Source organism: Leptothermofonsia sp. ETS-13, assembly GCF_049200465.1.
Classification (GTDB): domain Bacteria; phylum Cyanobacteriota; class Cyanobacteriia; order Leptolyngbyales; family Leptolyngbyaceae; genus Leptothermofonsia.
Genome location: NZ_CP120836.1, coordinates 2,266,854 through 2,288,588 on the forward strand (window position 1 = coordinate 2,266,854; position 21,735 = coordinate 2,288,588).

The 21,735-nt window shown below is 48.4% G+C and carries 21 protein-coding genes; 15 read left to right on the forward strand and 6 right to left on the reverse strand.

The window, feature by feature from the left end; genetic code table 11:
* The first annotated feature begins 323 nt into the window (after window positions 1-323).
* From P4D80_RS10180 to P4D80_RS10190, 3 genes are all read left to right on the forward strand, one after another.
* Window positions 324-671: an STAS domain-containing protein gene (locus tag P4D80_RS10180; protein ID WP_421659026.1), complete on the forward strand. Its 348-nt coding sequence runs from the start codon at window positions 324-326 to the stop codon at window positions 669-671.
* A 145-nt stretch (window positions 672-816) separates the two neighbouring features.
* The gene (locus tag P4D80_RS10185) at window positions 817-1,167 is read left to right on the forward strand and encodes a 4a-hydroxytetrahydrobiopterin dehydratase (RefSeq protein WP_421659027.1); all 351 of its coding nucleotides are present in this window, start codon (window positions 817-819) and stop codon (window positions 1,165-1,167) included.
* A gap of 325 nt (window positions 1,168-1,492) precedes the next feature.
* Window positions 1,493-3,592 (forward strand): DNA polymerase III subunit gamma/tau, encoded by a 2,100-nt coding sequence (locus P4D80_RS10190; RefSeq protein WP_421659028.1) that lies wholly within the window; start codon window positions 1,493-1,495, stop codon window positions 3,590-3,592.
* 53 nt (window positions 3,593-3,645) lie between these two features.
* Here P4D80_RS10190 and carA read toward each other — a convergent pair whose 3' ends face one another.
* The 3 genes from carA to P4D80_RS10205 form a co-directional block, all read right to left on the reverse strand.
* Window positions 3,646-4,803 carry a glutamine-hydrolyzing carbamoyl-phosphate synthase small subunit gene (gene carA / locus P4D80_RS10195; RefSeq protein WP_421659030.1) on the reverse strand — a complete coding sequence of 386 codons (1,158 nt, stop codon included), beginning with the start codon at window positions 4,801-4,803 and terminating at the stop codon, window positions 3,646-3,648.
* A 355-nt stretch (window positions 4,804-5,158) separates the two neighbouring features.
* Window positions 5,159-6,181, reverse strand: a complete 1,023-nt coding sequence (trpD, locus tag P4D80_RS10200; RefSeq protein WP_421659031.1) for an anthranilate phosphoribosyltransferase — start codon at window positions 6,179-6,181, stop codon at window positions 5,159-5,161.
* Between the two features lie 562 nt (window positions 6,182-6,743).
* The gene (locus tag P4D80_RS10205) at window positions 6,744-7,223 is read right to left on the reverse strand and encodes a DUF4079 domain-containing protein (protein ID WP_421659032.1); all 480 of its coding nucleotides are present in this window, start codon (window positions 7,221-7,223) and stop codon (window positions 6,744-6,746) included.
* A 193-nt stretch (window positions 7,224-7,416) separates the two neighbouring features.
* Here P4D80_RS10205 and P4D80_RS10210 point away from each other — a divergent pair, with 193 nt between their 5' ends.
* Together P4D80_RS10210 and P4D80_RS10215 are read left to right on the forward strand one after the other, a co-directional pair.
* The gene (locus tag P4D80_RS10210) at window positions 7,417-7,878 is read left to right on the forward strand and encodes a phosphate-starvation-inducible PsiE family protein (RefSeq protein ID WP_421659033.1); all 462 of its coding nucleotides are present in this window, start codon (window positions 7,417-7,419) and stop codon (window positions 7,876-7,878) included.
* 11 nt (window positions 7,879-7,889) lie between these two features.
* Window positions 7,890-8,342: a nitrate reductase associated protein gene (locus P4D80_RS10215; RefSeq protein WP_421659034.1), complete on the forward strand. Its 453-nt coding sequence runs from the start codon at window positions 7,890-7,892 to the stop codon at window positions 8,340-8,342.
* Between the two features lie 124 nt (window positions 8,343-8,466).
* On the opposite strand, the gene P4D80_RS10220 is transcribed toward P4D80_RS10215, so the two are convergent.
* Window positions 8,467-11,007, reverse strand: coding sequence for an EAL domain-containing protein (locus P4D80_RS10220; RefSeq protein ID WP_421659035.1), 2,541 nt, complete (start codon window positions 11,005-11,007; stop codon window positions 8,467-8,469).
* Window positions 11,008-11,702: 695 nt separating this feature from the next.
* On the opposite strand from P4D80_RS10220, the gene P4D80_RS10225 reads away from it, so the two are divergent.
* On the forward strand, window positions 11,703-12,206 hold the full coding sequence (locus P4D80_RS10225; protein WP_421659036.1) for a hypothetical protein: 504 nt from the start codon (window positions 11,703-11,705) through the stop codon (window positions 12,204-12,206).
* A 238-nt stretch (window positions 12,207-12,444) separates the two neighbouring features.
* Here the strand turns inward: P4D80_RS10225 and P4D80_RS10230 are convergent, their stop codons facing one another.
* Complete coding sequence (locus tag P4D80_RS10230; RefSeq protein ID WP_421659037.1) at window positions 12,445-12,567, reverse strand: hypothetical protein; 123 nt, start codon at window positions 12,565-12,567, stop codon at window positions 12,445-12,447.
* A gap of 148 nt (window positions 12,568-12,715) precedes the next feature.
* Between P4D80_RS10230 and P4D80_RS10235 the strand changes: the two genes are divergently transcribed.
* The 9 genes from P4D80_RS10235 to P4D80_RS10275 all read left to right on the forward strand — a co-directional run bounded on the left by P4D80_RS10235 (window position 12,716) and on the right by P4D80_RS10275 (window position 20,523).
* Complete coding sequence (locus tag P4D80_RS10235; RefSeq protein WP_421659038.1) at window positions 12,716-13,549, forward strand: ABC transporter permease; 834 nt, start codon at window positions 12,716-12,718, stop codon at window positions 13,547-13,549.
* Between the two features lie 11 nt (window positions 13,550-13,560).
* Window positions 13,561-14,850 (forward strand): ABC transporter ATP-binding protein, encoded by a 1,290-nt coding sequence (locus P4D80_RS10240; protein WP_421659039.1) that lies wholly within the window; start codon window positions 13,561-13,563, stop codon window positions 14,848-14,850.
* Window positions 14,851-15,122: 272 nt separating this feature from the next.
* Window positions 15,123-15,980, forward strand: coding sequence for a class I SAM-dependent methyltransferase (locus P4D80_RS10245; protein ID WP_421659040.1), 858 nt, complete (start codon window positions 15,123-15,125; stop codon window positions 15,978-15,980).
* A complete protein-coding gene (locus P4D80_RS10250; protein ID WP_421659041.1) occupies window positions 15,977-17,224 on the forward strand; it encodes a glycosyltransferase family 4 protein in 1,248 nt (415 codons plus the stop codon). Before P4D80_RS10245 ends, P4D80_RS10250 begins: the two co-directional genes overlap by 4 nt.
* Before the next feature lie 18 nt (window positions 17,225-17,242).
* Entirely contained in the window at window positions 17,243-18,157 is a 915-nt protein-coding gene (locus P4D80_RS10255; RefSeq protein ID WP_421659042.1) for a glycosyltransferase family 2 protein, read from the forward strand.
* A gap of 52 nt (window positions 18,158-18,209) precedes the next feature.
* Window positions 18,210-18,440: a helix-turn-helix domain-containing protein gene (locus tag P4D80_RS10260; protein WP_421659043.1), complete on the forward strand. Its 231-nt coding sequence runs from the start codon at window positions 18,210-18,212 to the stop codon at window positions 18,438-18,440.
* Window positions 18,441-18,879: 439 nt separating this feature from the next.
* Complete coding sequence (ndhC, locus tag P4D80_RS10265) at window positions 18,880-19,242, forward strand: photosynthetic/respiratory NAD(P)H-quinone oxidoreductase subunit C (RefSeq protein ID WP_421659044.1); 363 nt, start codon at window positions 18,880-18,882, stop codon at window positions 19,240-19,242.
* Window positions 19,239-19,979, forward strand: coding sequence for an NADH dehydrogenase subunit K (locus tag P4D80_RS10270; protein WP_421659045.1), 741 nt, complete (start codon window positions 19,239-19,241; stop codon window positions 19,977-19,979). The genes ndhC and P4D80_RS10270 overlap by 4 nt, the downstream gene beginning before the upstream one ends.
* Before the next feature lie 37 nt (window positions 19,980-20,016).
* A complete protein-coding gene (locus tag P4D80_RS10275) occupies window positions 20,017-20,523 on the forward strand; it encodes an NAD(P)H-quinone oxidoreductase subunit J (RefSeq protein ID WP_421659515.1) in 507 nt (168 codons plus the stop codon).
* A gap of 94 nt (window positions 20,524-20,617) precedes the next feature.
* Here the strand turns inward: P4D80_RS10275 and P4D80_RS10280 are convergent, their stop codons facing one another.
* Window positions 20,618-21,565 carry a HetZ-related protein 2 gene (locus P4D80_RS10280; RefSeq protein ID WP_421659046.1) on the reverse strand — a complete coding sequence of 316 codons (948 nt, stop codon included), beginning with the start codon at window positions 21,563-21,565 and terminating at the stop codon, window positions 20,618-20,620.
* Window positions 21,566-21,735: the final 170 nt, after the last annotated feature.

A 21,735-nucleotide genomic window follows, 5' to 3' on the forward strand; every position in this document is an offset into this window, starting at 1 on the left:
AGTTTTGTCAAACTTCACCTTCAGGCAATCGCTGTTGTGGGTTGTCATATAGCGTTCACAAATAGTTTGTGACCCAAGGGGGTTGGGAGCTTTGCCCCTGCGCAGGGGTGGAACCCCTGCATCTCGTTCAAATTTGCAAGAAGGATCGCTATAACAACTTGGGCAACTCGCCTCTCATCCAATTCCCCACTTACACAATTCTTCGCTAATATATTGAAACTTCAGACAGACTCGCGGTAGCAAATGATCTCGCTGGGGTGTATACTGAAGCGTCGAATTTAAGACTGAAAAGCTAGGAGGGTTCTATTCCTGAGTCACTGAACTTGACCGTCAGCTTAAGAGGCACGCGTGAAGTCAAGAATAATTACCAGCTATTTCGCCTCACAGGTCTTTTGGATGCATTCTCCGAACCTACCTTTCGTAGAGTGATGGGTAGATGTATCGAAGAAGGTCCCAAGCATATTATTTTGGATTTGTCGAAGATTGATTTCGTAGACAGTTCAGGCTTGGGAGCACTGGTTCAGCTTGCCAAAAAAGCTCAAACAGCGGAAGGTACATTGCAAATTGTGACCAATCCCCGCGTTACACAAACGGTAAAACTTGTTCGGTTAGAGCAATTTCTTTCGTTACAAAATTCGGTTGAAACGGCGATTGAGAACATCAAGGGCTAAATAACTGCCATCTCTGTCCATGAGACAGTTAATATTGAAGAAAGTTCTATATTGTTTTTGGCGGAATGGTTTATCCAGACTCGTTTTTATTATGTTGCTGGCTTTTGTGAGCTCGATCGCCCTTTTCACTAGCCAGACAGTGCTAATGAGTGCCTGTTCTGTCGCGATGTTTCAGTCTTTATCTCCATCTAATGTCCAGGAGTATGCTATGAGCGCCCCTCGCCTCTCCGAAGATGAGCTGAAAACTGCCCTGAGCGAGCTCGATGGTTGGAGCATTAAAGACGGCAAGCTCCACCGTCAATACCAGTTTGGTTCGTTTGTGGAAGCCTTTGGGTTTATGTCCAGTGTGGCGCTGGTTGCCGAATCGATGGGGCACCATCCGGAATGGTTCAACGTTTACAATCGGGTCACAATAGACCTGACAACCCATGATTCCGGCGGCATCACCCAACTGGATGTAGATCTCGCCAGAAAAGCAAATGAATTGGCAAAGTAAAAGATTGGCAAAGTAAAAGTTGAATGGATATTCCCGGGCATTTTCTGAAAAAGATGTTCTGAAAAAGAAAGTCCCAGTGACTTAGTTGCATAGGTTATGCTTTGCTGACCCTTCTTACAGACTAAGTAGCTAGGCACAACTAAATCGAAGATAATTTTGGGGGGAGGAGGTGACCCTCTGTCTATGGACGTAGCTCCTACTCTCTTATTAAAAAGTATTAAATAAGTGGCGACTACCCACTTACTTTCTTGTTATTCAAGATTTTGCCTTTCATCCTTCGCCTTCCATCCCTTACCCTGGTGAGTAGGGGGTTGCTGAAGACCTAATGACCTATCAACCGCTGCACCACAAATATCGTCCCCAGACTTTTGCCGATTTAGTGGGGCAGGAGGCGATCGCGGCGACCCTCACCCACGCGATTCAGCAGCAGCGAATTGCCCCGGCCTATCTGTTCACAGGGGCAAGGGGAACGGGCAAAACCTCCAGTGCCCGAATTCTGGCAAAATCGCTGAACTGCCTGAAATATGAAGCGCCAACGGAAAAACCCTGTGGGCAGTGTGAGGTGTGTCGGGCGATCGCCCACAGTAACGCTCTGGATGTGATTGAAATTGACGCAGCCAGCAATACCGGTGTTGACAACATTCGAGAACTGATTGAGCGGGCGCAGTTTGCGCCAGTGCAGTGCCGCTACAAGGTCTATATCATTGATGAAGTTCACATGCTGAGTACAGCGGCGTTTAATGCACTGCTCAAAACGCTGGAAGAACCCCCGGATCGCATTGTTTTTGTGCTGGCAACTACGGATCCCCAGCGAGTGCTGCCGACCATCATTTCTCGTTGTCAACGGTTCGATTTTCGCCGCATTCCGCTCGATGCGATGGTGGCGCACCTGCAAAAAATTGCAGATAAGGAAGCAATTGCCATTACTGAGGATGCGATCACCCTGGTCGCGCAAATTTCCCAGGGTGGGTTGCGGGATGCTGAAAGCCTGTTAGATCAGCTCAGTTTGCTGGCAGAAGAAGTCACTGTTGAGAAGGTATGGGATCTGGTGGGTTCAGTGCCAGAGCGGGATTTGATGAGCCTGCTGGAGGCGATCGCTCAGGACAACCCCGAAGCTCTGCTTGACAGTACCCGTCGCCTCATGGATCAAGGACGAGAGCCCCTCATTGTGTTGCAAAACCTGGCTAGTTTTTTCAGAGATTTATTGATTGCCAAAACTGCCCCTGACCGGAACGATTTGGTTGCGCTGACAGCACCCACTTGGTCGAAACTATGCGAATTTGCCCAAACCCTTGAAACTGGAACTATTCTGGCAGGGCAACAGCACCTGCGTAGCTGTGAAACCCAACTCAAAAATACAACCCAGCCCCGACTTTGGTTGGAAATTACATTAATGGGCTTGTTACCGTCGGCGATCAGACCTTTGGGAGGAGGATCGGTTGGGTCGGGACCATTGAACGGGGTGGTAGAAGGGCAACCCATACCACAAAAATCAGTAGTGCCCGGAGCGGGAGCGATGGCTGAAAACCGTACAGTCGTTAACACTCAGCCTCAGGCGAAAGCGGCGATCTCCCCCCAACCGTCAGCCGCATCGCCAGGTTCTTTCCAACCTTCAGCCCAATCAGTCAACTCGTTTCAAGCCGAAGAGGAGGAAGAGGATCTCAAGGACGAAACCGTTCTTGAACCACAGCCCGTCACCGTCGCAGAACCTGCCGAGGTAACGTATCAACCCATTGATACCAATCTGGGTCAAATCTGGCAGCAAATCATTGCCCATCTCCACCCCCTCAGTAAAGCGTTATTGAATGAGCATGGTCAGTTGTTAGGCTTCGATGGTCAGGAAGTGCGAATCGGCATCAGTTCTGACAAGCTGGTGAAAATTGCTCAAAACCAGGTGAAAAACATTGAAAAGGCATTTGCAGAGGTTTTTCAGCAGAAGGTGAGAGTCAGTCTGGAGGTCGCGAGTCCCTTTGCGGCCAGAGCCAGTTCTGCTGAAAGCTACCCCTCTTCAGCACCTGCAAGTGACGTTTCAGACGCATCAGAGGATGCTGAACAATTTGCCAAAAACTCAAACCCTCCTCCAGCCCGGAAGCCAGCCCCCAGGAACCCATCTACCCAATTGTCTGCCGTACCGGAGGCAAATTCTTCTCTAGAAGCCCTACCTCCAACGGCTGCTGAAGGAACCAGGAAGAAAAAAGCTGCCAGGCCAGCAAAGCCACCGGTGAATTCCTGGGAAGAGGATGAAGCAGTACGGGCTGCGAAACAATTGGCAGAGTTTTTTGCTGGCAAGGTCGTCAGTGACAGCGAGGATGTTTTTGAAATTGCAGAACTGGATTCAGAACCCACCAAAACGTTTGAACCAGACGCTACTAAGTGGACCACTGCTGACGAAGAGGAAGAAGCTGACGATGATGTTCCATTTTGATAGGCAATATTGATTGCAGCAGTTCTTTCCCCTTCTCTCTGGTTAAGGATGGATTACTGCTCCCTCGCTTTTCGATGCTCGCGCATGGCTTCGACGAAGCGATCGAACAAATAATCGGCATCGTGAGGACCGGGGCTGGCTTCGGGATGGTACTGAACGGAGAACAGGGGCAGGGATTTGTGACGTAATCCGGCGACGGTGCGATCATTCAGGTTTAAATGGCTAATTTCAACGCTGGTATGGGGTAGGGATTCGGCGGCGATCGCAAACCCATGATTCTGGCTGGTAATTTCAACCTTCTGGCGCAAGCCGCAGGGTTGATTCAGTCCCCGATGCCCAAATTTGAGCTTAAATGTTTCGCCTCCCAGGGAAAGTCCCAGAATTTGGTGCCCCATACAGATACCAAACATGGGCTTCTGAGTTTCTAGCAGAGCTTTGGTGGTTTCAATTCCTTCCACGTTGGCAGCAGGGTCCCCTGGCCCATTGGAAAGGAAGATACCATCTGGGTTAAATTTGAGGATTTCCTCAGGAGGAGTATTCGCCGGAACCACAATCACACGACATCCGTAGCTGGCAAGACGACGGAGAATGTTGCGCTTAATGCCAAAATCAATGGCAACCACCGTCAGTGGCTCTTCACCCGTTGCGGCTGCAGCACAGCCATACTGCCATTCAGGATTCGTGGGATCTGCCCATTCATACACTTCAGAGGTGGTCACCTCACGGACCAGGTTGAGCCCTGCCATGCTGGGGGCATCCTGTACCTGCTCTAACAGTTCTGCCGGGTCAAGCACTTCAGTTGAAATTCCCCCATTCATGGCACCGACCGAGCGTAATTTGCGGGTCAGAGCACGGGTATCAATCCCGTAGATAGCAACAACATGGTGCTGCTTCAGGTAGTCAGGCAAGGACTGGGTAGAACGCCAGTTGCTGGGTTTTGGGCAAATGTTGCGAGCGATCGCGCCCTTTACCTGGGGCCTGTCTGATTCTTCATCCTCCGGGTTTACGCCTGTATTGCCCAATTCGGGATAGGTGAAAGTTACAATCTGTCCACAGTAACTGGGATCGGTTAACACTTCTTGATAGCCGGTCATACCCGTATTGAACACAACTTCTCCGATCGCCGTTCCGGATGCCCCAAATGACCAGCCTTTGTAGGTGGTTCCATCCGCCAGAACTAACAGTGCAGGTTGAGTGGGAGAGAGCGTCATAAACCCATCACAAGACACAAACGTCTTATTATGCCATGACCAATCCGGAGTATGGAGTTAGTTATAAGCAGATGTGGGGGCGTTGCTGAATTTGGGTATGAAATAGGTGCTGTATGCTCGAAAGTTCGTTTCGATTCATACTGCTTTTCAATAACGCCGATGTGAGTGAGGGCTAACAATTGGAGTGTTCCATTAAGTAGGTAGTCATAATTAATTATCAAGGGGGGAGTAGGGGCTGCGCCCCCAGGCAGGGGGTTTCACCCCTCCCCCCCGAAACTATCCTTAAATTTAATTGCGCCTAGCTACTTATGCTCGGATAGTTCTGGAATCGGACGGGGGAAGTGGCCTGTTTTACCTACTCTTTTAAGAATTGCACCAACTGCTCCAGCTTGATCCAGGCTGCACCGCTACCAAGAATTTCTCTGGCAAGGGCAATTCCAGCAGCGTAGGGCTGGTCAGTTTGGGAAATGGCTCCGCCCACGTTGAGGGCAAGCGCCGCGTTGAGGGCAACCACATCCTTCTGGGCCTGGGTCCCCCCCCCTTGCAGGACGGATTTAAGAATTTCGGTATTTTGTTGAACGTCGCCCCCTGCGATCGCACTTAAAGGGGCAGGTTCCAAACCCAATTCTGCCGGGTTCAGGTTGGTTCGCTGAATCTGCTGCCCTGAAAGGACGGCTAGGTCGGTTTCATCCCCCAACCCTGCTTCATCCAGACGTTCCCGCCCATAGAGGACTATCGCCTGTCCAGTTCCTAACTGTTTCAGGGTATGGGCAATCGTCTCTACCAGATTGCTATCACAAACCCCAATCACCTGTCCGGTAGGGCGCATTGGGTTCACTAACGGTCCCAAAAGGTTAAACACAGTTCGCACTTTCAGCGATCGCCGCATCGGCGCAACCACCTTTAAGGCAGGATGCCAGCCCGGTGCAAACAAAAACGTAATGCCCACCTCATGCACGGCTGCCTGAATCTTTTCGGGAGGGGCAGCCAGATTGACTCCTAAAGCTTCCAGCACATCAGCCGAACCCACCCGACTCGAGGCAGAACGATTGCCATGCTTGGCAACCGCAATGCCTGCTGCGGACGCAACAAAAGCCACAGCGGTAGAAATATTGAACGTTCCAGCCCCATCTCCACCAGTACCGCAGGTGTCAATTAGGGGAGTGGGGAGTGGAGAGTGGGGAGTGGGCAATGGCGAAGTCTGGGCTTGCAGAACCCGTGCCATGCCTGCTAGTTCATCAGCAGAAACCCCTTTTGCCTGAATTGCTGCCAGGATGGCACCAGATAGCACCGGAGGCACGGACTCGCTCAGCCATCCCTGCATCAGTTCGGCAGCCTGATTCTGGGAAAGGGATTGGCGATCAAGCAATTGTTGCAACAGGTCAGACCAGAGATCTGATCCTTGGAAAGAGGAGGCAGGAGTTTCTACCTTAGAACCACTAGCACTTTGAATCACAAAGGAAATGCCGTAATTTCAGATTATTAGACAGCATCCTACTATATCAGGCCTGAGATAGCGAATGACAGAGGAAAGGCAATCGAGTGGGGGTGAGGATCAGTTGTTGCTCATTCATTGCAAGAGAGATGATGTGATAAACAACAGACAATGAAAAGGTGAATTGGCAATTGCCCCCTCACCTGTTGCCTCTAACAATCCCTAAAAGTTAGTAAATAGGTAACCACAATGAATGATATAGCGGTAGTCATTATGGTTAGGACGGGGTGCAGGGGTTCCCACCCCTGGCTGGGGGCGAAGCCCCCACTCCCTCTCTAATTCCAATGTTCTAAAGATCCCGCGTAGAGCAATAAAAGGAAGAGTCGAGTGTGCGTGCCCAGGAAGGGGAAGCACCTCCTCCATCCCCAAAATTATCTTTATAATTACGTCCACCTACTTAGTTAATGTCATTCATGACTGGGTAAGGTGTTCATAATGGCTGAGATCAAATTGACAGGCCCAGCTTAACACCTAAAATTGTGTGGACAATTAGCAGGCCGAAGGCAGCCGTTCCCAAATAGGCATGAAGCGTTCTGAGAGTCGATTTGTCGCCCCAAAAGCCAGAGAGGGAAAGGAGGCTGTTGCTTAAGAGTAACCCTAATGCGGCAGTTCCTGTCCAGAAATGAGGACTTTCCATAATGGGTTCCTGCTGTATTACCAATGACAGAATCCCGCCTGTATAGCCCAACGCTAAAAACAGAAACATGAAGGGAGCCAGTTTGCGATGGTCTGCTCGGCTTCTGAGAGTAACTTCTTTGTCTGATGCCAAACGTCCACGCCAACCCGCAAAAACCACATAACCTCCCATCACAAAGATCACAATTCCCATCATCAGCGGATGTCCCCAGTGGGTGATGGGTGCAGGAATGTTAAGATTACGAAACCAGACAGCCAGCGGTTCTAGAAGTTCACTTAAATGATTCATAGATAAAGACTCAAATTGCTCAGTTTAGAGAAGGGTGGGGGTTTTCTGCAAATTCAAATCCCCTCAATAACTTAAATAATATGAAATATAAATCAAAATCGATAGTGATAAATGCAACAAACCAATTGCGATCGCTACCCGCAGTTTAGTAGGCTCACATCAATTGCAACCATAGCCATAGGATGAAAAGCCCTTGCGTAAGCTGTTAAGACAGTTCAGACAAGCCTTTCAAGACGAAAACTTTCTTCAATATGTGCGTCATATAGAGAGCTTTGTTTCCAAAGCGCTGTCGATTGGTATGGTAATTGTCATCCTGGTCGCCATTTATGATCTTGGGTTGTTTCTGATTACAGAGCTGTTTACAACTCCCTTCGCCCGATTTAGCACAACTTCCCTTACCATCTTCGGGCTGTTTCTCAACGTCTTGATTGCGCTCGAAATCCTTGAAAATATTACGGCCTACTTAAAGAAGCATGTAATTCAGGTGGAGTTGGTGATCAGTACCTCTTTGATTGCTGTTTCCCGTAAAATCATCATCCTGGATCTGGAAAAAACCTCAGGAATTGACTTAATTGCTCTCGCAGCCGCAATTTTCGCGCTTTCTATTAGCTATTGGATTATTAAACGTATCAACTGGCGATCGCCCGACCAGTAGGCTGAAACATTATGACTCAATTTTTTCAATTCGAATCTGATTTTGTAGAATCGCTTCGCTGTATTCCAATGCAGGTTCGGCTGAAGCTTGACACGTGCGGGGTCAAACTGAAATTAGTCCAGTGGAATCACTTTCACCAGGAAGACCGCCAGAAGCTAGTCGAAATGCCCTGTGAATCGGAACTCGAAATCCAGGCTTATCGAGAATTGCTTCACCGACTGGTTCAAGAACGTACAGGAACCGAAGTCGTCGATTTGCCCATCGATCCCCACCCCTCCTGGCTTGATGCCACAACTATTCCAGCCAGCGTTTTAGAGAAAGCTGAGGAAGTCAACGCGACGATCGCTCCAGAACAATGGGCCACCCTGTCTCCCCTCCAGCGCTTTGCCCTGATTAAACTCAGCCGTTCTGGACATGAGAATAGTAACTTTCTCCCAGCACTCAAAGAATTTAATCTTGCATAGATGGAAAGGAGGGAGGGAGGGGGTAACGGGGTGGAATCCCTGGCTGGAGGCGCAGCCCCAACACCCTCTTAAAACCAATGTCCTGAGCAACCTGGTGACGGCTATAACAACTAACAACTGCCTATCACCACTGGGGATCGCTTCGAAGCAATGCTTCTGCATCTGGAGCCGTCAGGGGTTTAGAGAAGAAAAAGCCTTGCCCATACTCACACTGAAGCGATCGCAACCTTGCCAACTGTTCAGCTGTTTCCACTCCCTCTGCCACGATATCCATCCCCAGATTATGCCCCAACATAATAATCGTCTGAACGATTTGGGTATCTTCACTGCCATCCCCCATGCGGCTTACAAATGAACGGTCCACCTTGATGGTGTTAGTTGGAAAGCGATGCAAATAACTGAGGGAGGAGTATCCGGTTCCAAAGTCATCAATACTGAGCTGTAAATTCAGGGATTTCAAGCGTTGCAGCAGGGCGATCGTAGATTCAACATCAGTCATGGCCGTACTTTCAGTAATTTCCAGCTTCAGACTCCGACCATCCAGCTCCGCTTCCTGGAGGGTTTGCTCAATTTGCTCGACCAGGTTGGGCTGAGAAAACTGGCGACCCGAAAAATTTACACTCACCAACAGGGGCGGATCCTTCGGAAACTGTTTCTGCCAAACTTTGAGCTGGAGGCAGGCTTCCCGAATAATCCACTGGCTTAAGGGAAGAATCAAATCGGTTTCTTCAGCAACTGGAATAAATTCCGCGGGGGGTACCAGCCCCCGTTGTGGATGGTGCCAGCGAATCAGGGCTTCAAAGCCTGCAACTTTGCCCGTCTCCAAAGAAATGATCGGCTGATAATGCAGTTGAAATTCCTGGCGTTCAATCGCGCGCCGTAAATCAGTCTCAAGTTGCAAGCGGGTCATCACCTGAACTCGCATTCCTGTAACAAACACTTCATGCCGGGCCTTCCCTGACTCCTTCGCCCGATGCATTGCAGTATGGGCATCCCGCAAAATATCCTCTGGCTCGTAATCAGAATTGGCCTTCCCCAGGACAATTCCAATACTGGCGGTTGTAAAAACTTCCTGTCCATTCAGCTTGTAGGGCAGTGTGACCTTTTGTTGGAGCTGATCAGCCAGATCGGTGACCTCTTCTTTCTCCTTAATCTCCTGCCGCAAAATGGCAAACTCATCCCCCCCCACCCTGGCCAACTTATCGCTGGAGCGCAGACAATTTTTTAATCGCTGAGTGGTAGCTATGAGAAGTTGATCGCCCAGGCGATGCCCAAAGCTATCGTTAATCGCTTTGAAACTGTCCAGCCCCAAAAATAAAACAGCAACCGTCGGTGATTCAGGGGGCAATGCCGACCTGTTGTTTTTCTGATAGTCGTTAATAGCAGCCCGAAGCTGCTTCATGAAAAGTGCACGATTGGGTAAACCAGTCAAGGAATCGTGGAAATTATCATGGAGTAACCGGTAGACAACGACCCCTGCCCCTGTAACTACCAGGGCGATCGCCGCGGGCATAAACGGGATCCAACCCGCACTAATAAATACGCCCAGACAGGTGATAAAAAGTCCTACACCGGCAACACCGAGAGCACTGCCCAGGGCGATGGGATGGCGAAATCGCCATGCTAAAATGCCCCCTACCAATGCCCAAACCCAAACCCACAGCATCTCAACGGGTTCTGCCCAATACCAGAATAGCGATCGCCCATCCAGCACCGTTCCTAGAATTTGACTAACCATTTGGGCATGCACAACAACTCCCGGCGTTTTGGGGCTTTGATCCACTGTCAAATTAAAGGGAGTCAGAAAAATATCCTTCGCACTGGGTGCCGTGGTTCCAATCAGGACGAGTTTGTCTTTGACCCAACCAGGGTCCACCATTCCATTCAAAACTTCTGTTAGAGTGACCTGTCGAGCAATCTCGTTCGGGGTCCGGTAGTTCAGCAAAACTTGATAACCACGGTCATCCAACCCCCGATATCCACCGGAATTGCTGGTCAAGGACCAGAATTTGACATTGCCAATCTGTAAATGGTCTGATGCTACCTGCATGGATTGGCGGTGATTCGCCAGGTAAGCCAGGCTTAACCGCAAAGAAAAAGAATACAGACTTTCACGATCCAGTTCGGCATACAAAAAATTTCGCCGCACCACTGCGTCTGGGTCTAACACAATATCGCTAAAACCTACCCGCTCTTCAGGCATGCCTGAAGGAGGGGACACACCACTACTATTTATGTCGTCCAAAAGCTTGACGGTAAAAACATTAGGAGCCTGAAGTTGTTTTTTGAGATCGGCTTGCCCGGGTGGTTGGGGCACATCCCGGTAAATATCTAAGCCAATTACCCGCGGTTGATTTTGCTGAAGTTTTTCTAAAAGTTGAGCAACTACCTGATCAGAAATGGGCCAGCGTTTCTGTAACCGAATATCGTCTTCGGTAATGGCGACAATCAGCAATCTTTGATCCTGCCCGGCATCGGGGCGCTGCCGGATCATTTGATCAAATGACATTAACTCTAGAGGCTGCAACCCACCGACCTGGCGCACCACCAGCACCAATCCTGTCGCCAGGATGCTTGTGATCAACGCGGGATGTTTCAGGATGAGGCACGCCAGGCGGCGGCTCTTCCTTGCGACTCCTTCAAAATGAAAGCGGAATTCCGTCATGTAAGCTGCAAAATCGGGATCAGGCGGAGTCTAAGTGAGGACTTTTATGCTCCGACAAAACGCGAGCGATCGCTCTGATGGTAGACGACCCCAACTGACCAGACATGTTCCTTCTTACTTGAATAGTACCCATCCTCCCCAAATGCCCCACAATTCTTTGCAGGCTCCGTAAATTTTCGCATGATTCTCTTTTCCAAAACTGTCACTAAACGTAATTGCAGGAGTCCCTGCTTGATGGTTTGATAAGGAATAAGCGGGCTGGAGAGGGTTTTTGTTCATTACAACCCCTTCCCATTCCAGTGATGGGAGCTGGGAAGTTGGGAGGAACATCTGTCAAAAGTTATGTGAAATCACCCGTTCAGGTGAGTCGGACGGATGAAGCAAAGATTTCTGGAGCATCATAATCTTTTATTGTCTCCGGAATCGAACCAGACGAGCTTGTAGTCGACTTCACGGTCTTCATAGTCCCACTCCTTGTAACAGATTGACTTAAGAAATTCGCTTTGCAATGCAAGGCGAGGCGCTAGCATTATTGGTAGGCCCGCTGTTCTGATTTCCAGCGTTCTGAATCTGTTCCTTTCTAAAATCCCTATTTCGAAGCTCTACTTCATAAATCTCAATCAATCTCAAAAACTTTAAAAGTTATGATGAGAAGATTAAAAGTTATAATGAGAAGACAACGTTCAGATCACCATTTGCCTCAATTTTTTAACTGGGTCCAACTGAGCGGATTCCTGGTTAGGATACTGGCTGTAGGTGTTGCAGCTATGGGTTTACCAGCGATCGCAGAATCTAGCCCTAAGTCACCTCGTCAGGTTTCTGCGGTTTCTGCACCAGCTGTCACTTTGCCAGATGGGGTTTACCTCTACGGCCAGTCTCCCAAGCCAGAGCAAATTGGAAAAGGCTATTTTGTATTTGAGGTCAATCATGGCAAGGTCGTGGGCGCACTTTATATGCCTCGCTCTTCGTTTGACTGTGCTGCTGGTTCGTTTCAGGGAAATCAGCTTGCACTAACTGTTGTCAACAGCTATGATCGCAGCACTAATCCTTTTGATATCGCCTTAGAAAGAGGTTCTACCGTCGCTGCCACTGGAGGGGGTTCAGAAAAAGTAAGTTTGCAGGGCTTTCATCAGATCTCTAGCATCAGCCAGAATGATTACCGCATTTTGAATACCTGTAAAGCAGATTTACAGAAGTAACTTGAAACACCCCTCAAATCAAGTAATTCAAAGTTTAGTGTGTCTACCCAGGGGAATCTTTGTAAAAAGAGCAAAAAATCAGAGCCAGAGGTCAGAAAATTTTGGACTTCTGGCTCTTGCTCCCTTAAGAGGACACGCCTTTGCCACGTTGAAGCAAGTCTTCCACAATCCTTACTAATTTTGCCACCAATTCAGCTTGCTGTCTGGCTGTCTCAGCCTGTTGTTTTGTGATTTCCTTTCACTCAGCCAGTTCTGCTCGAAAATCCTGAAATCCGACGGTGATCGCTTCCGTTAAATAACCGACCTGATTGATCAGAATATCAATCCTGTGAGGTGAATTGGATTGTCCACTGCCAGTCATCGTCACTGATCCCTGTCCCGGAAATTCCCCGGAATTCTATCAGTAAATCCAGGGACTGAGCCTGAATTTTTGGTTTCCTCTGGTGCGATCGCTCCTTCCTTTCTCTGGGGAACTCTCACAATGAGCCCTAGTAAGAAAAGGTTGCCCCATGCGTTCGTCTCCGACTAAAGATCTGATTATTGAAGCCGGTCGTTCTGAGCGCCAGTATTGGAAAGACCTGTGGCGCTATCGGGAATTGTTCTACTTTCTGTCCTGGCGAGACATCCTGGTTCGCTATAAACAAACCGCGATCGGCATTGCCTGGGCACTCATTCGTCCCTTTCTGACGATGGTAGTTTTTACCGTTGTCTTTGGAACGCTGGCCAACTTACCCTCCGAAGGGGTACCCTATCCAATTCTGGTATTTGCAGCAATGTTGCCTTGGCAGTTCTTTGCCAATGCTCTATCAGAATGTAGCAATAGTTTGATAATCAATGCCAATCTGCTTTCTAAAGTCTATTTTCCCCGATTAATTATTCCTACCAGTGCTGTTATCGTCAGCTTTGTTGATTTTTTGATCTCTGGCATGATTTTGCTGGGATTGATGGCTTACTACAATTTCATCCCTGACTGGCGCATTTTGACTTTGCCATTGTTTATTTTCATCGCTTTTGCAGCAGCAATTGGGGCTGGGCTATGGCTGGCAGCACTGAATGTGCAATACCGGGACTTCCGCTACATTGTGCCGTTTATTGTGCAGTTTGGGTTGTACATTTCCCCCGTTGGGTTTAGCAGTAGCATTGTGCCAGAGCAGTGGCGTTTGCTCTATTCTCTTAACCCCATGGTGGGTGTAATCGATGGGTTTCGCTGGGCAATTTTGGGAGGAAGAACCCAAATTGATTGGGCCGGATTTCTGTTGTCAAATACGCTGGTATTGCTGGTGCTTGTCACTGGTATTTGGTATTTCCGTCGGATGGAACGCACATTTGCCGATGTTATTTGAGCCCCAAACCCATGCCTGATACTGTGATTCGCGTCGAAAATTTGGGTAAGCGCTACCTGCTGAAGCATCAGCAACCGGAACGTTACGTTGCCCTGCGGGATGTGATGGCAAAGGTGACAAAATCACTGCTGTGTAAGCTCAATCCCTTTTCTTCTCACCCATTCGATCCATCCGCACCCAACCGTGAAGAATTCTGGGCATTGAAGGAAGTCTCATTTGAGGTCAGGCAGGGCGATCGCATCGGCATTATCGGTCGCAATGGAGCGGGGAAGTCTACTCTACTTAAGATTCTCAGCCGTATCACGGAGCCCACGACTGGGCGGATTGCCATTCGCGGCAGGGTCGCCAGTCTTTTAGAGGTTGGTACGGGCTTTCACCAAGAACTGACCGGGCGAGAAAACATTTTCCTTAATGGGGCGATTCTGGGCATGACAAAGGCAGAGATCAACCGTAAGTTTGATGAGATTGTTGCTTTTGCTGAAGTTGAAAAATTCTTAGATACCCCCGTAAAGCACTACTCTTCTGGTATGTATGTCCGGTTAGCATTCGCCGTTGCTGCCCATTTAGAACCGGAAATTTTGGTAGTGGATGAAGTGCTGGCGGTTGGAGATGCCCAATTTCAGAAAAAGTGCCTGGGCAAAATGGAAGATGTGACAAAAAACGAAGGACGGACGGTCTTATTTGTCAGTCACAATATGGGAACCATTACTCAGCTTTGTACAAAGGGAATCTATTTAAGTCAGGGAAGACTGATTGGATGGGGCGATATTAACTCTGTTGTTTCACAGTATCTAACTTCGGATGTTGAAAATGCGGCATACAAACAGTTGTATTCAGTGGAGCAAATTAAACGATTAAATAAAATTGTTTTTTTTCGAGAGGTGGCGATCGCTAATCATGAAGGAGAGCATTCTTCAGATGTGGATGTGCGTTACCCATTCTACATCAACTTGAGCTATGAGGTAACGAAAACTGTTAAAAATGTAGAGCTTACAATTCACATTCTTACAAGTGATGGAAGACCTGTTTTTACTACCCTCCAATCTGATTGTGATCCTGATAGTCTTGGCATTCGTCGTCCCGGTTTATATCAAGTTTCTATCCAGATCCCAGGTATGTTTCTAATGCCAGGTTCCTACCTGCTCAAATTAGCAGCCCACGAGCCAATGGTGGAGATATATGACTACCATGAAAACACAGTGATGTTTAGGGTGAATGAAACCGGAACAAAACTGGCAAAATATCAACGTCATGACCATATTGGTGTAGTGATGATCGATCTACCCTGGAAAATTAAATAAGTAGGTAGCCATCATTAATTGTAAAGGAGGGAGTGGGGGCGAAGCCTCCAGCCAGGGGTTCCACCCCTGCACCCCGTCCTAACCATAATGACTACCGCTATAGTTATTGAATATAGATCAATAATCCAAATGACTCATCTGTGTAATACCAGTTTCCTCAATAAAAACTACGGAGCAAAACCTCACCGTCTACGGTACTTTCTCCTGGCAAGGGGATGATGGGAGGGGTCGAATGGGTAGCACTTAAAAAGTGAATAGGTATAAAAGACACAATGAAAATTCTAAACGAAGAAATTGATGAATCACTTCTAACTGATATAGACAGGCAGGAGCTAGCTAATCTACTTTCTGATCTGCCTGATGGTTTTCCTGAACTTCAGGATATCTGGCGACTGATGGATAAGGTTTGGGACGGCTTTGACTGTGATAATCGGCAGTTCGATCCAGATAAAATGAAATGTTATTATGAGCATCCTGTCTGGTTATTAAATGGTCTATTTACTGAACAGGACGAAATGTCTTGCCAGCATCGGCACGCGATCGCCCACTGGATTGCTCAACGACAGTCGATCTCATCTGTACTGGACTATGGCGGTGGCTTTGGTACTCTGGCTCGATTGATTGCGGATGCCAGAAACGAAATTTCTATTGATGTTTATGAACCATACCCCAGTAAATTATCATTTCATAGAGTCAGAAATTACTCACAGATTCAATTCATTTCTATTCTTGATCAGTCGTATAGTTGTATCGTTTGTACAGATGTTTTAGAGCATGTTTTTGATCCATTAGTCCTGCTATCCAATATGGCCCAAGCGATTGATGCGAATGGTTTTTTAATTATTGCCAATTGTTTCTACCCTTGCATTAAATGTCATTTGCCCAGTACATTCCATTTGCGTCATACTTTTAGCCTGTTTGCCAGAGTGATGGGGCTGAAATATTGTGGGTTCTGTCAGTTTGAGCATATTCACATTTATCAGAAAATTAGTAGTCAACCACCAAACTGGCATGGGATTCGACTACTCGAATATTGGTCCAGAATCTTATTTCCGTTGTTAGAAATTACTGCCAAAGATAGACATAGAATTCAACGAGGTTTCCGTAAGTTGCGTCGGTTATTCCAATGAAGGTTCTAATACTCAGTACGTCAGATATTGAAGGAGGGGCGGCGCGATCGGCTTATCGGCTTCACCAGGGATTGCAGAGGCTGAACCTTACTTCCCAAATGCTGGTTCAGGTTAAATCGAGCGATGATCCGACTGTACTATCTCCACCCCCCAACTTTCGGCAGGATTTTGCAAAAGTCAGATACTCCTTCGACTATTTGCCCTTAAAACTCTATCCCAAACGTCAGGCAACGCCCTTTTCCTGCCAGTGGTTGCCAGATGGGGTTCCAGGCAGAGTCAAAGAAATAAAGCCAGATATTCTTAACTTGCATTGGGTCGGAGCTGGTTATTTACAAATTGAGACGTTGGCTAAGTTTAAGCAACCCCTCGTCTGGACATTACACGATATGTGGGCCTTTACAGGTGGCTGCCATTATGCCCAAACCTGCGATCGCTACACCCAATCCTGTGGTGCCTGCCCCCAACTGGGTAGCAACCGGGAGTGGGACTTGTCCCGCTGGATCTGGAAGCGTAAAGTGACAGCATGGAAGAACCTGAACTTAACGATTGTTACTCCAAGCCAGTGGTTAGCCAACTGTGTTCATAGCAGTAATCTTTTGAAAAACTACCGGGTTGAAATCATCCCCTATGGTATTGATTTAAGTATTTACCAGCCGATTGATCACCAGATTGCCCGTTCCTTACTGCGTCTGCCGCCTGATAAACGATTGGTCTTAGCAGGAGCTGCCAGCTTTGATAGCGATCGCCGGAAAGGGTTTCATCTTTTACAGGAAGCCTTACGGCAGCTACCTTCGGAATGGCAAGAAGAGATTGAACTGGTTGTTTACGGCACACCCAAACCCAGGGGGCAGGAAACCCCAACCGATTTGCCAGTTCCTGTTCATTACCTGGGCACTTTAAAGGATGACCTCTCACTGGTTCTGGCCTACTCAGCCGTGAATTTGTTTATAGCTCCGTCACTTCAAGATAATTTGCCCAATACAGTCATGGAAGCACTGGCCTGTGGGGTACCCTGCCTTGCTTTCAATATCGGTGGAATGCCCGACATGCTTGAGCATCAAGTCAACAGCTATCTTGCTCAACCCTTTAACATTCAGGATCTGACACAAGGCATCCTCTGGATACTGGATGACCTGGAGCGCAATAAAAAGTTAGCCGCGGCTGCCCGTGCTCGTGCAGAAAAGTGTTTTCCCCTGGAATTGCAGGCACAACGCTACAGTCGTTTGTTCGAAGAACTCCTCTGAAGAGTTGCCCAAATCCCTATGAGTCTCAGCCCAAAAGCCCTGGTCTACATCATCATTCCGGTTCATAACCGCAAGCAAACGACGCTGGCTTGCCTGGAAGGGCTGAGTCAGCAGGGGATTTTGACACAGTATGGAGTTGTAGTAGTTGATGATGGTTCAACTGATGGAACGGCGATCGCCATTGCGTCCTGCTATCCAGAAGTAGTGGTCCTGCAAGGAGATGGCAATTTGTGGTGGACAGGCGCAATTCGCAAAGGGATGGAGTATGCCATCGGTCAGGGAGCTGAGTTTCTGATCTGGTTGAATGATGATTGCTATCCTCAGCCTGGTGCTATTCAAACCTTGATTGAGAAATGCAAGATAGACCCAAAGGTAATTGCAGGGGGGCAGTCGCTTGATCCAGAAACTGATCGCCCAAGCTACGGAGGGATTGTTTGTAAAGGTGTTCAAATTACCCATATTCACGCTGCAAAAGGGACCGTTCTGGAGTGCGATGGGTTGGCTGGAAACTTTGTTTGCATTCCTAAAAGGGTTGTAGAATCCATCGGCTATCCCAAAGCTCAGCAGTGTCCCCACTACTATGGGGATGTGGTTTATACTCACCAGGCAAAACGTAAGGGTTATAAATTGCTGATTTTTGGAGATGCGATCGCGCTCTGCAAAGATGATCACCCACCCATTTCCTGGATGGGTGGCGATCGCTCCCCAATTGACATTTGGCAAGAACGGTTTTCAATTAAATCACCTCACTACTGGAAAGCCCATCTCAACTATTATCGAGAGATGATGGGTATCATTGGGATTGGATTCTATATCTATCAGCTTTTACTGAAGTTTCTGATTATCTCAATCGTCATTTTCTTGATTCCCAAAAACCAGCGCATTCGGTTAAAGCAGCTAATGCGACTTCAGCGCACTGAATTACGCAATTAGCAGGAGTCAAAGATACTCTAGATGAGTCACTTTCCACTGGCTCATAACCCTGATGCTTCCCCCTCTATACATGTGTCCCTTGAGTGAAACCCAACAAGCTGCCCTCGAACAGGGACTACGCTGCAAAGATGCTTTTACCCTGTGGCGCTGCCAAATCTTGCTGGCTAGGGCTAGACGTATCCAGCCCAGAGACATTGCCACCACGGTCGGTGGTAGTGTCCAAACTGTTTGCAAGGTGATTCGTGCCTTCGAGCAGCAGGGGTTAGCTTGTTTGCACGCCTGATCGAGTCGTCCTAAAACGGTCAAACCCATCTTGGATGAGGACAAGCGCGCCAATTGCGGCAGGTGCTCCATGCTATAGCTCTACGCGGGTGCGTTAGGACATTGGAAATTAGAGAAGGAGTGGGGGCTGCGCTCCTAGCCAGGGGTGGAACCCCTGTACTCCGTCCTAAGCCTAGTGGCTATCGCTATAGAAGATAGAAGCCGTAAGTCAGAAAAAGTAAGGGTTAGAGATTTCCCCTTATGGCTTCTGGTTCCTGACTCTCTCTCCGTCCCAACCCCAAACTCGCTTCCACAGTTTCTCTAAATTTCTCTATACGTTCTGTGGGGGCTTTTCGATACATCTTTGCGGATGTCCTCCCTATAATATTAAGAGCAAGTAACATGTAAGAGCAAGTAACATGAGCTTTGTTGCCGTACTTATCATCTGAAGGGAATTGGTTGTGTTTGTCCTCAGTGGTTATGAATATCTTTTAGGGTTCCTCATGGTCTGTAGCCTGGTTCCCCTGCTTGCACTGACAGCCGCCAAGCTAGTGAGGCCCAGTCGTCGGGGGCCAGAGCGGCGTACCACCTATGAATCTGGCATGGAGCCCATTGGCGGTGCCTGGATTCAATTCAATATTCGCTACTATATGTTTGCCCTTATTTTTGTCATCTTCGATGTTGAAACGGTGTTCCTCTATCCCTGGGCGGTTGCTTTTAACCAACTTGGGCTATTGGCTTTCATCGAAGCTCTAATTTTTGTCGCGATTTTGGTCGTTGGTCTTGTCTACGCCTGGCGTAAAGGAGCCCTGGAATGGTCATGAACCCCAATACTGCATCAAAGGATATTGCCGCTGGGCCCTCTGAATTGATTCTGAATCCGATTGAACGTCCCAGAGTGACGCAGGAGCTCTCGGAAAATGTAATTTTGACGACGGTGGATGATCTCTATAACTGGGCAAGGCTGTCGAGTCTCTGGCCCCTGCTATATGGGACTGCCTGCTGCTTCATTGAATTTGCAGCGCTGATTGGTTCCCGCTTCGACTTTGACCGTTTTGGTCTGGTACCGCGATCAACCCCCCGTCAGGCAGATCTGATTATTACCGCAGGCACCATCACGATGAAGATGGCACCTGCGCTGGTCAGGCTTTACGAGCAGATGCCCGATCCCAAGTATGTGATTGCTATGGGAGCCTGCACAATTACCGGAGGGATGTTCAGTATGGATTCACCCTCTGCCGTGCGTGGGGTCGATAAGCTTATTCCGGTGGACGTTTACCTGCCTGGTTGTCCTCCTCGCCCAGAAGCGATTATTGATGCAATCATCAAACTGCGTAAGAAAATCTCAAACGAGTCTATCCAGGAGCGCGGCAATCTCAGGCAGACTCACCGCTACTACAGCACAACTCACACGATGAAAGTGGTAGATCCCATTCTGACGGGTAAGTATTTGCAATCTGCAGAACGGGAAACTCCACCGAAGGAATTGGTGGAAGCTATGGGAATGCCAGTACCCCCAGCTCTATTAACGGCTGAAAAGGAGGTTGAGCGTCGTGCCTGAAGAAGAGTCTAAATCAATTAAGTCTGAGGCGGCGAGCATTACTCCGGCTAAATCTACCCAAGTTGTTGAAGCGGGCAACGTTTCGAAGTGGTTAACCCAGAATGGCTTTGAGCATGAGTCATTGGGTTTTGATGCTTCTGGTGTTGAGGTTTTGAAGGTGGAACGGGACTTTTTAATTCCGTTTGCAACGGCTCTTTATGCCTATGGATTTAATTACTTGCAGTGTCAGGGAGCCTATGATTCCGGTCCGGGGCAGGATCTGGTTAGCTTTTACCATTTGATTAAGGTGAGCGATAACGCTGATAGGCCAGAGGAAGTCCGAATTAAGGTGTTTCTGCCACGTGAAGATCCTCGCGTGCCTTCGGTCTACTGGATCTGGAAGGCGGCAGACTGGCAAGAGCGGGAGTCTTATGACATGTATGGCATCGTCTATGAAGGGCACCCTAATCTGAAGCGAATTTTGATGCCGGAAGATTGGGTGGGCTGGCCTCTGCGTAAGGACTATATCTCGCCTGACTTTTACGAGTTGCAGGATGCCTATTGAGCCAAGTGGGGATTAAGCATCTATGCCTTGTCTGACCGGGAATGATGCGTTAAGTGACGTTCCTTGGAATGTCCCTTAATGCATTGTTACAGGTTCACTTACTGCGATTCCCCAACCAGCTGGTGACTAGTTCTTGCTGGTTTTTGGAGGCAAAGACGCGTACCGCGTGGTAATTGATTTTTTCGCGAAGACGGTAGACCTGTTTGACAGGCATATCGAGAGCCTGAGCGATCGCTTCCTGGGTTTGACCTTGGAGATAGAGCCTCAACCAGTCGGCTGCTTCTGGACCCACCTTTTCAATCAGATAAGCTTCAAACTGTCGCCTGACGGCCTCTCTCAATTCTTGCTGCTCTTCAGCCGCTTTGGCATCCTGATATTGAATCACAGCCTGTATGTCTAACAAACTAATCGACCCATCGGCGTCATCAGGAGCAACCTCTTCTGAAACAAGGCGGATGTGGTCTTTGGCAGGAACCTGAGTCATCCCTCCCCGTTGGGAGCGGCGCAGGTAGTTGACGAACCGATAGGCGAGAAGAGGCTGACTTCGGATCGGACGCAGGCAATATTCTTCAGTGCTGGCCAATAGCAGAGCATTACGAAGTCGCTGATCGCGAGTGCATTTAGAGATCCAAAGAATTTGCTGCTGCATATAAGTGTCGTTTTGCAGCAATTCCTGGATGACTTCTTCTAAAACATCCACAACTGAACGCTGGCGATCGCGGGAAAGGGCGATCCAGGTACGAATCTTGTTACGAATCAAGAAGAGACTGCCCAGCCGTTGAATCAACCGTTTGTAAGCCCGTTCAGGAGCGACATCCAGGTAGCGCTGGCGCAGGATGCGATAGCGGTAATCCATGGCCTGCTCTGTAATTTGCCGCAGGCTGGGGGTAATACCTTCAAAACGGGATACGTCTTCTCCAATCAACCAGCGGACGATGCTTTCGCGGGTTGCAGCACTGTGTCCGGGCAATTCTGCCTCTAATCGCGATCGCCACTCGTTTGCTAGCTCTTCAGCCAACGCCATTTCCTTAGTCAACACCATGAAGGTACCATCCCGTCTGTGCTAAACGCCCTCTATTAAAGTTTGCCTTACACCCCCGTTTTAGAGCACTCACCCGCATGGGTAATCGTTTGGGAGCATTGCAGGTCAACTCATTCAGGCTACATTGACTCAGGCCAGAGTTTGTACAGGTTACAAATTCTGCTACCGTT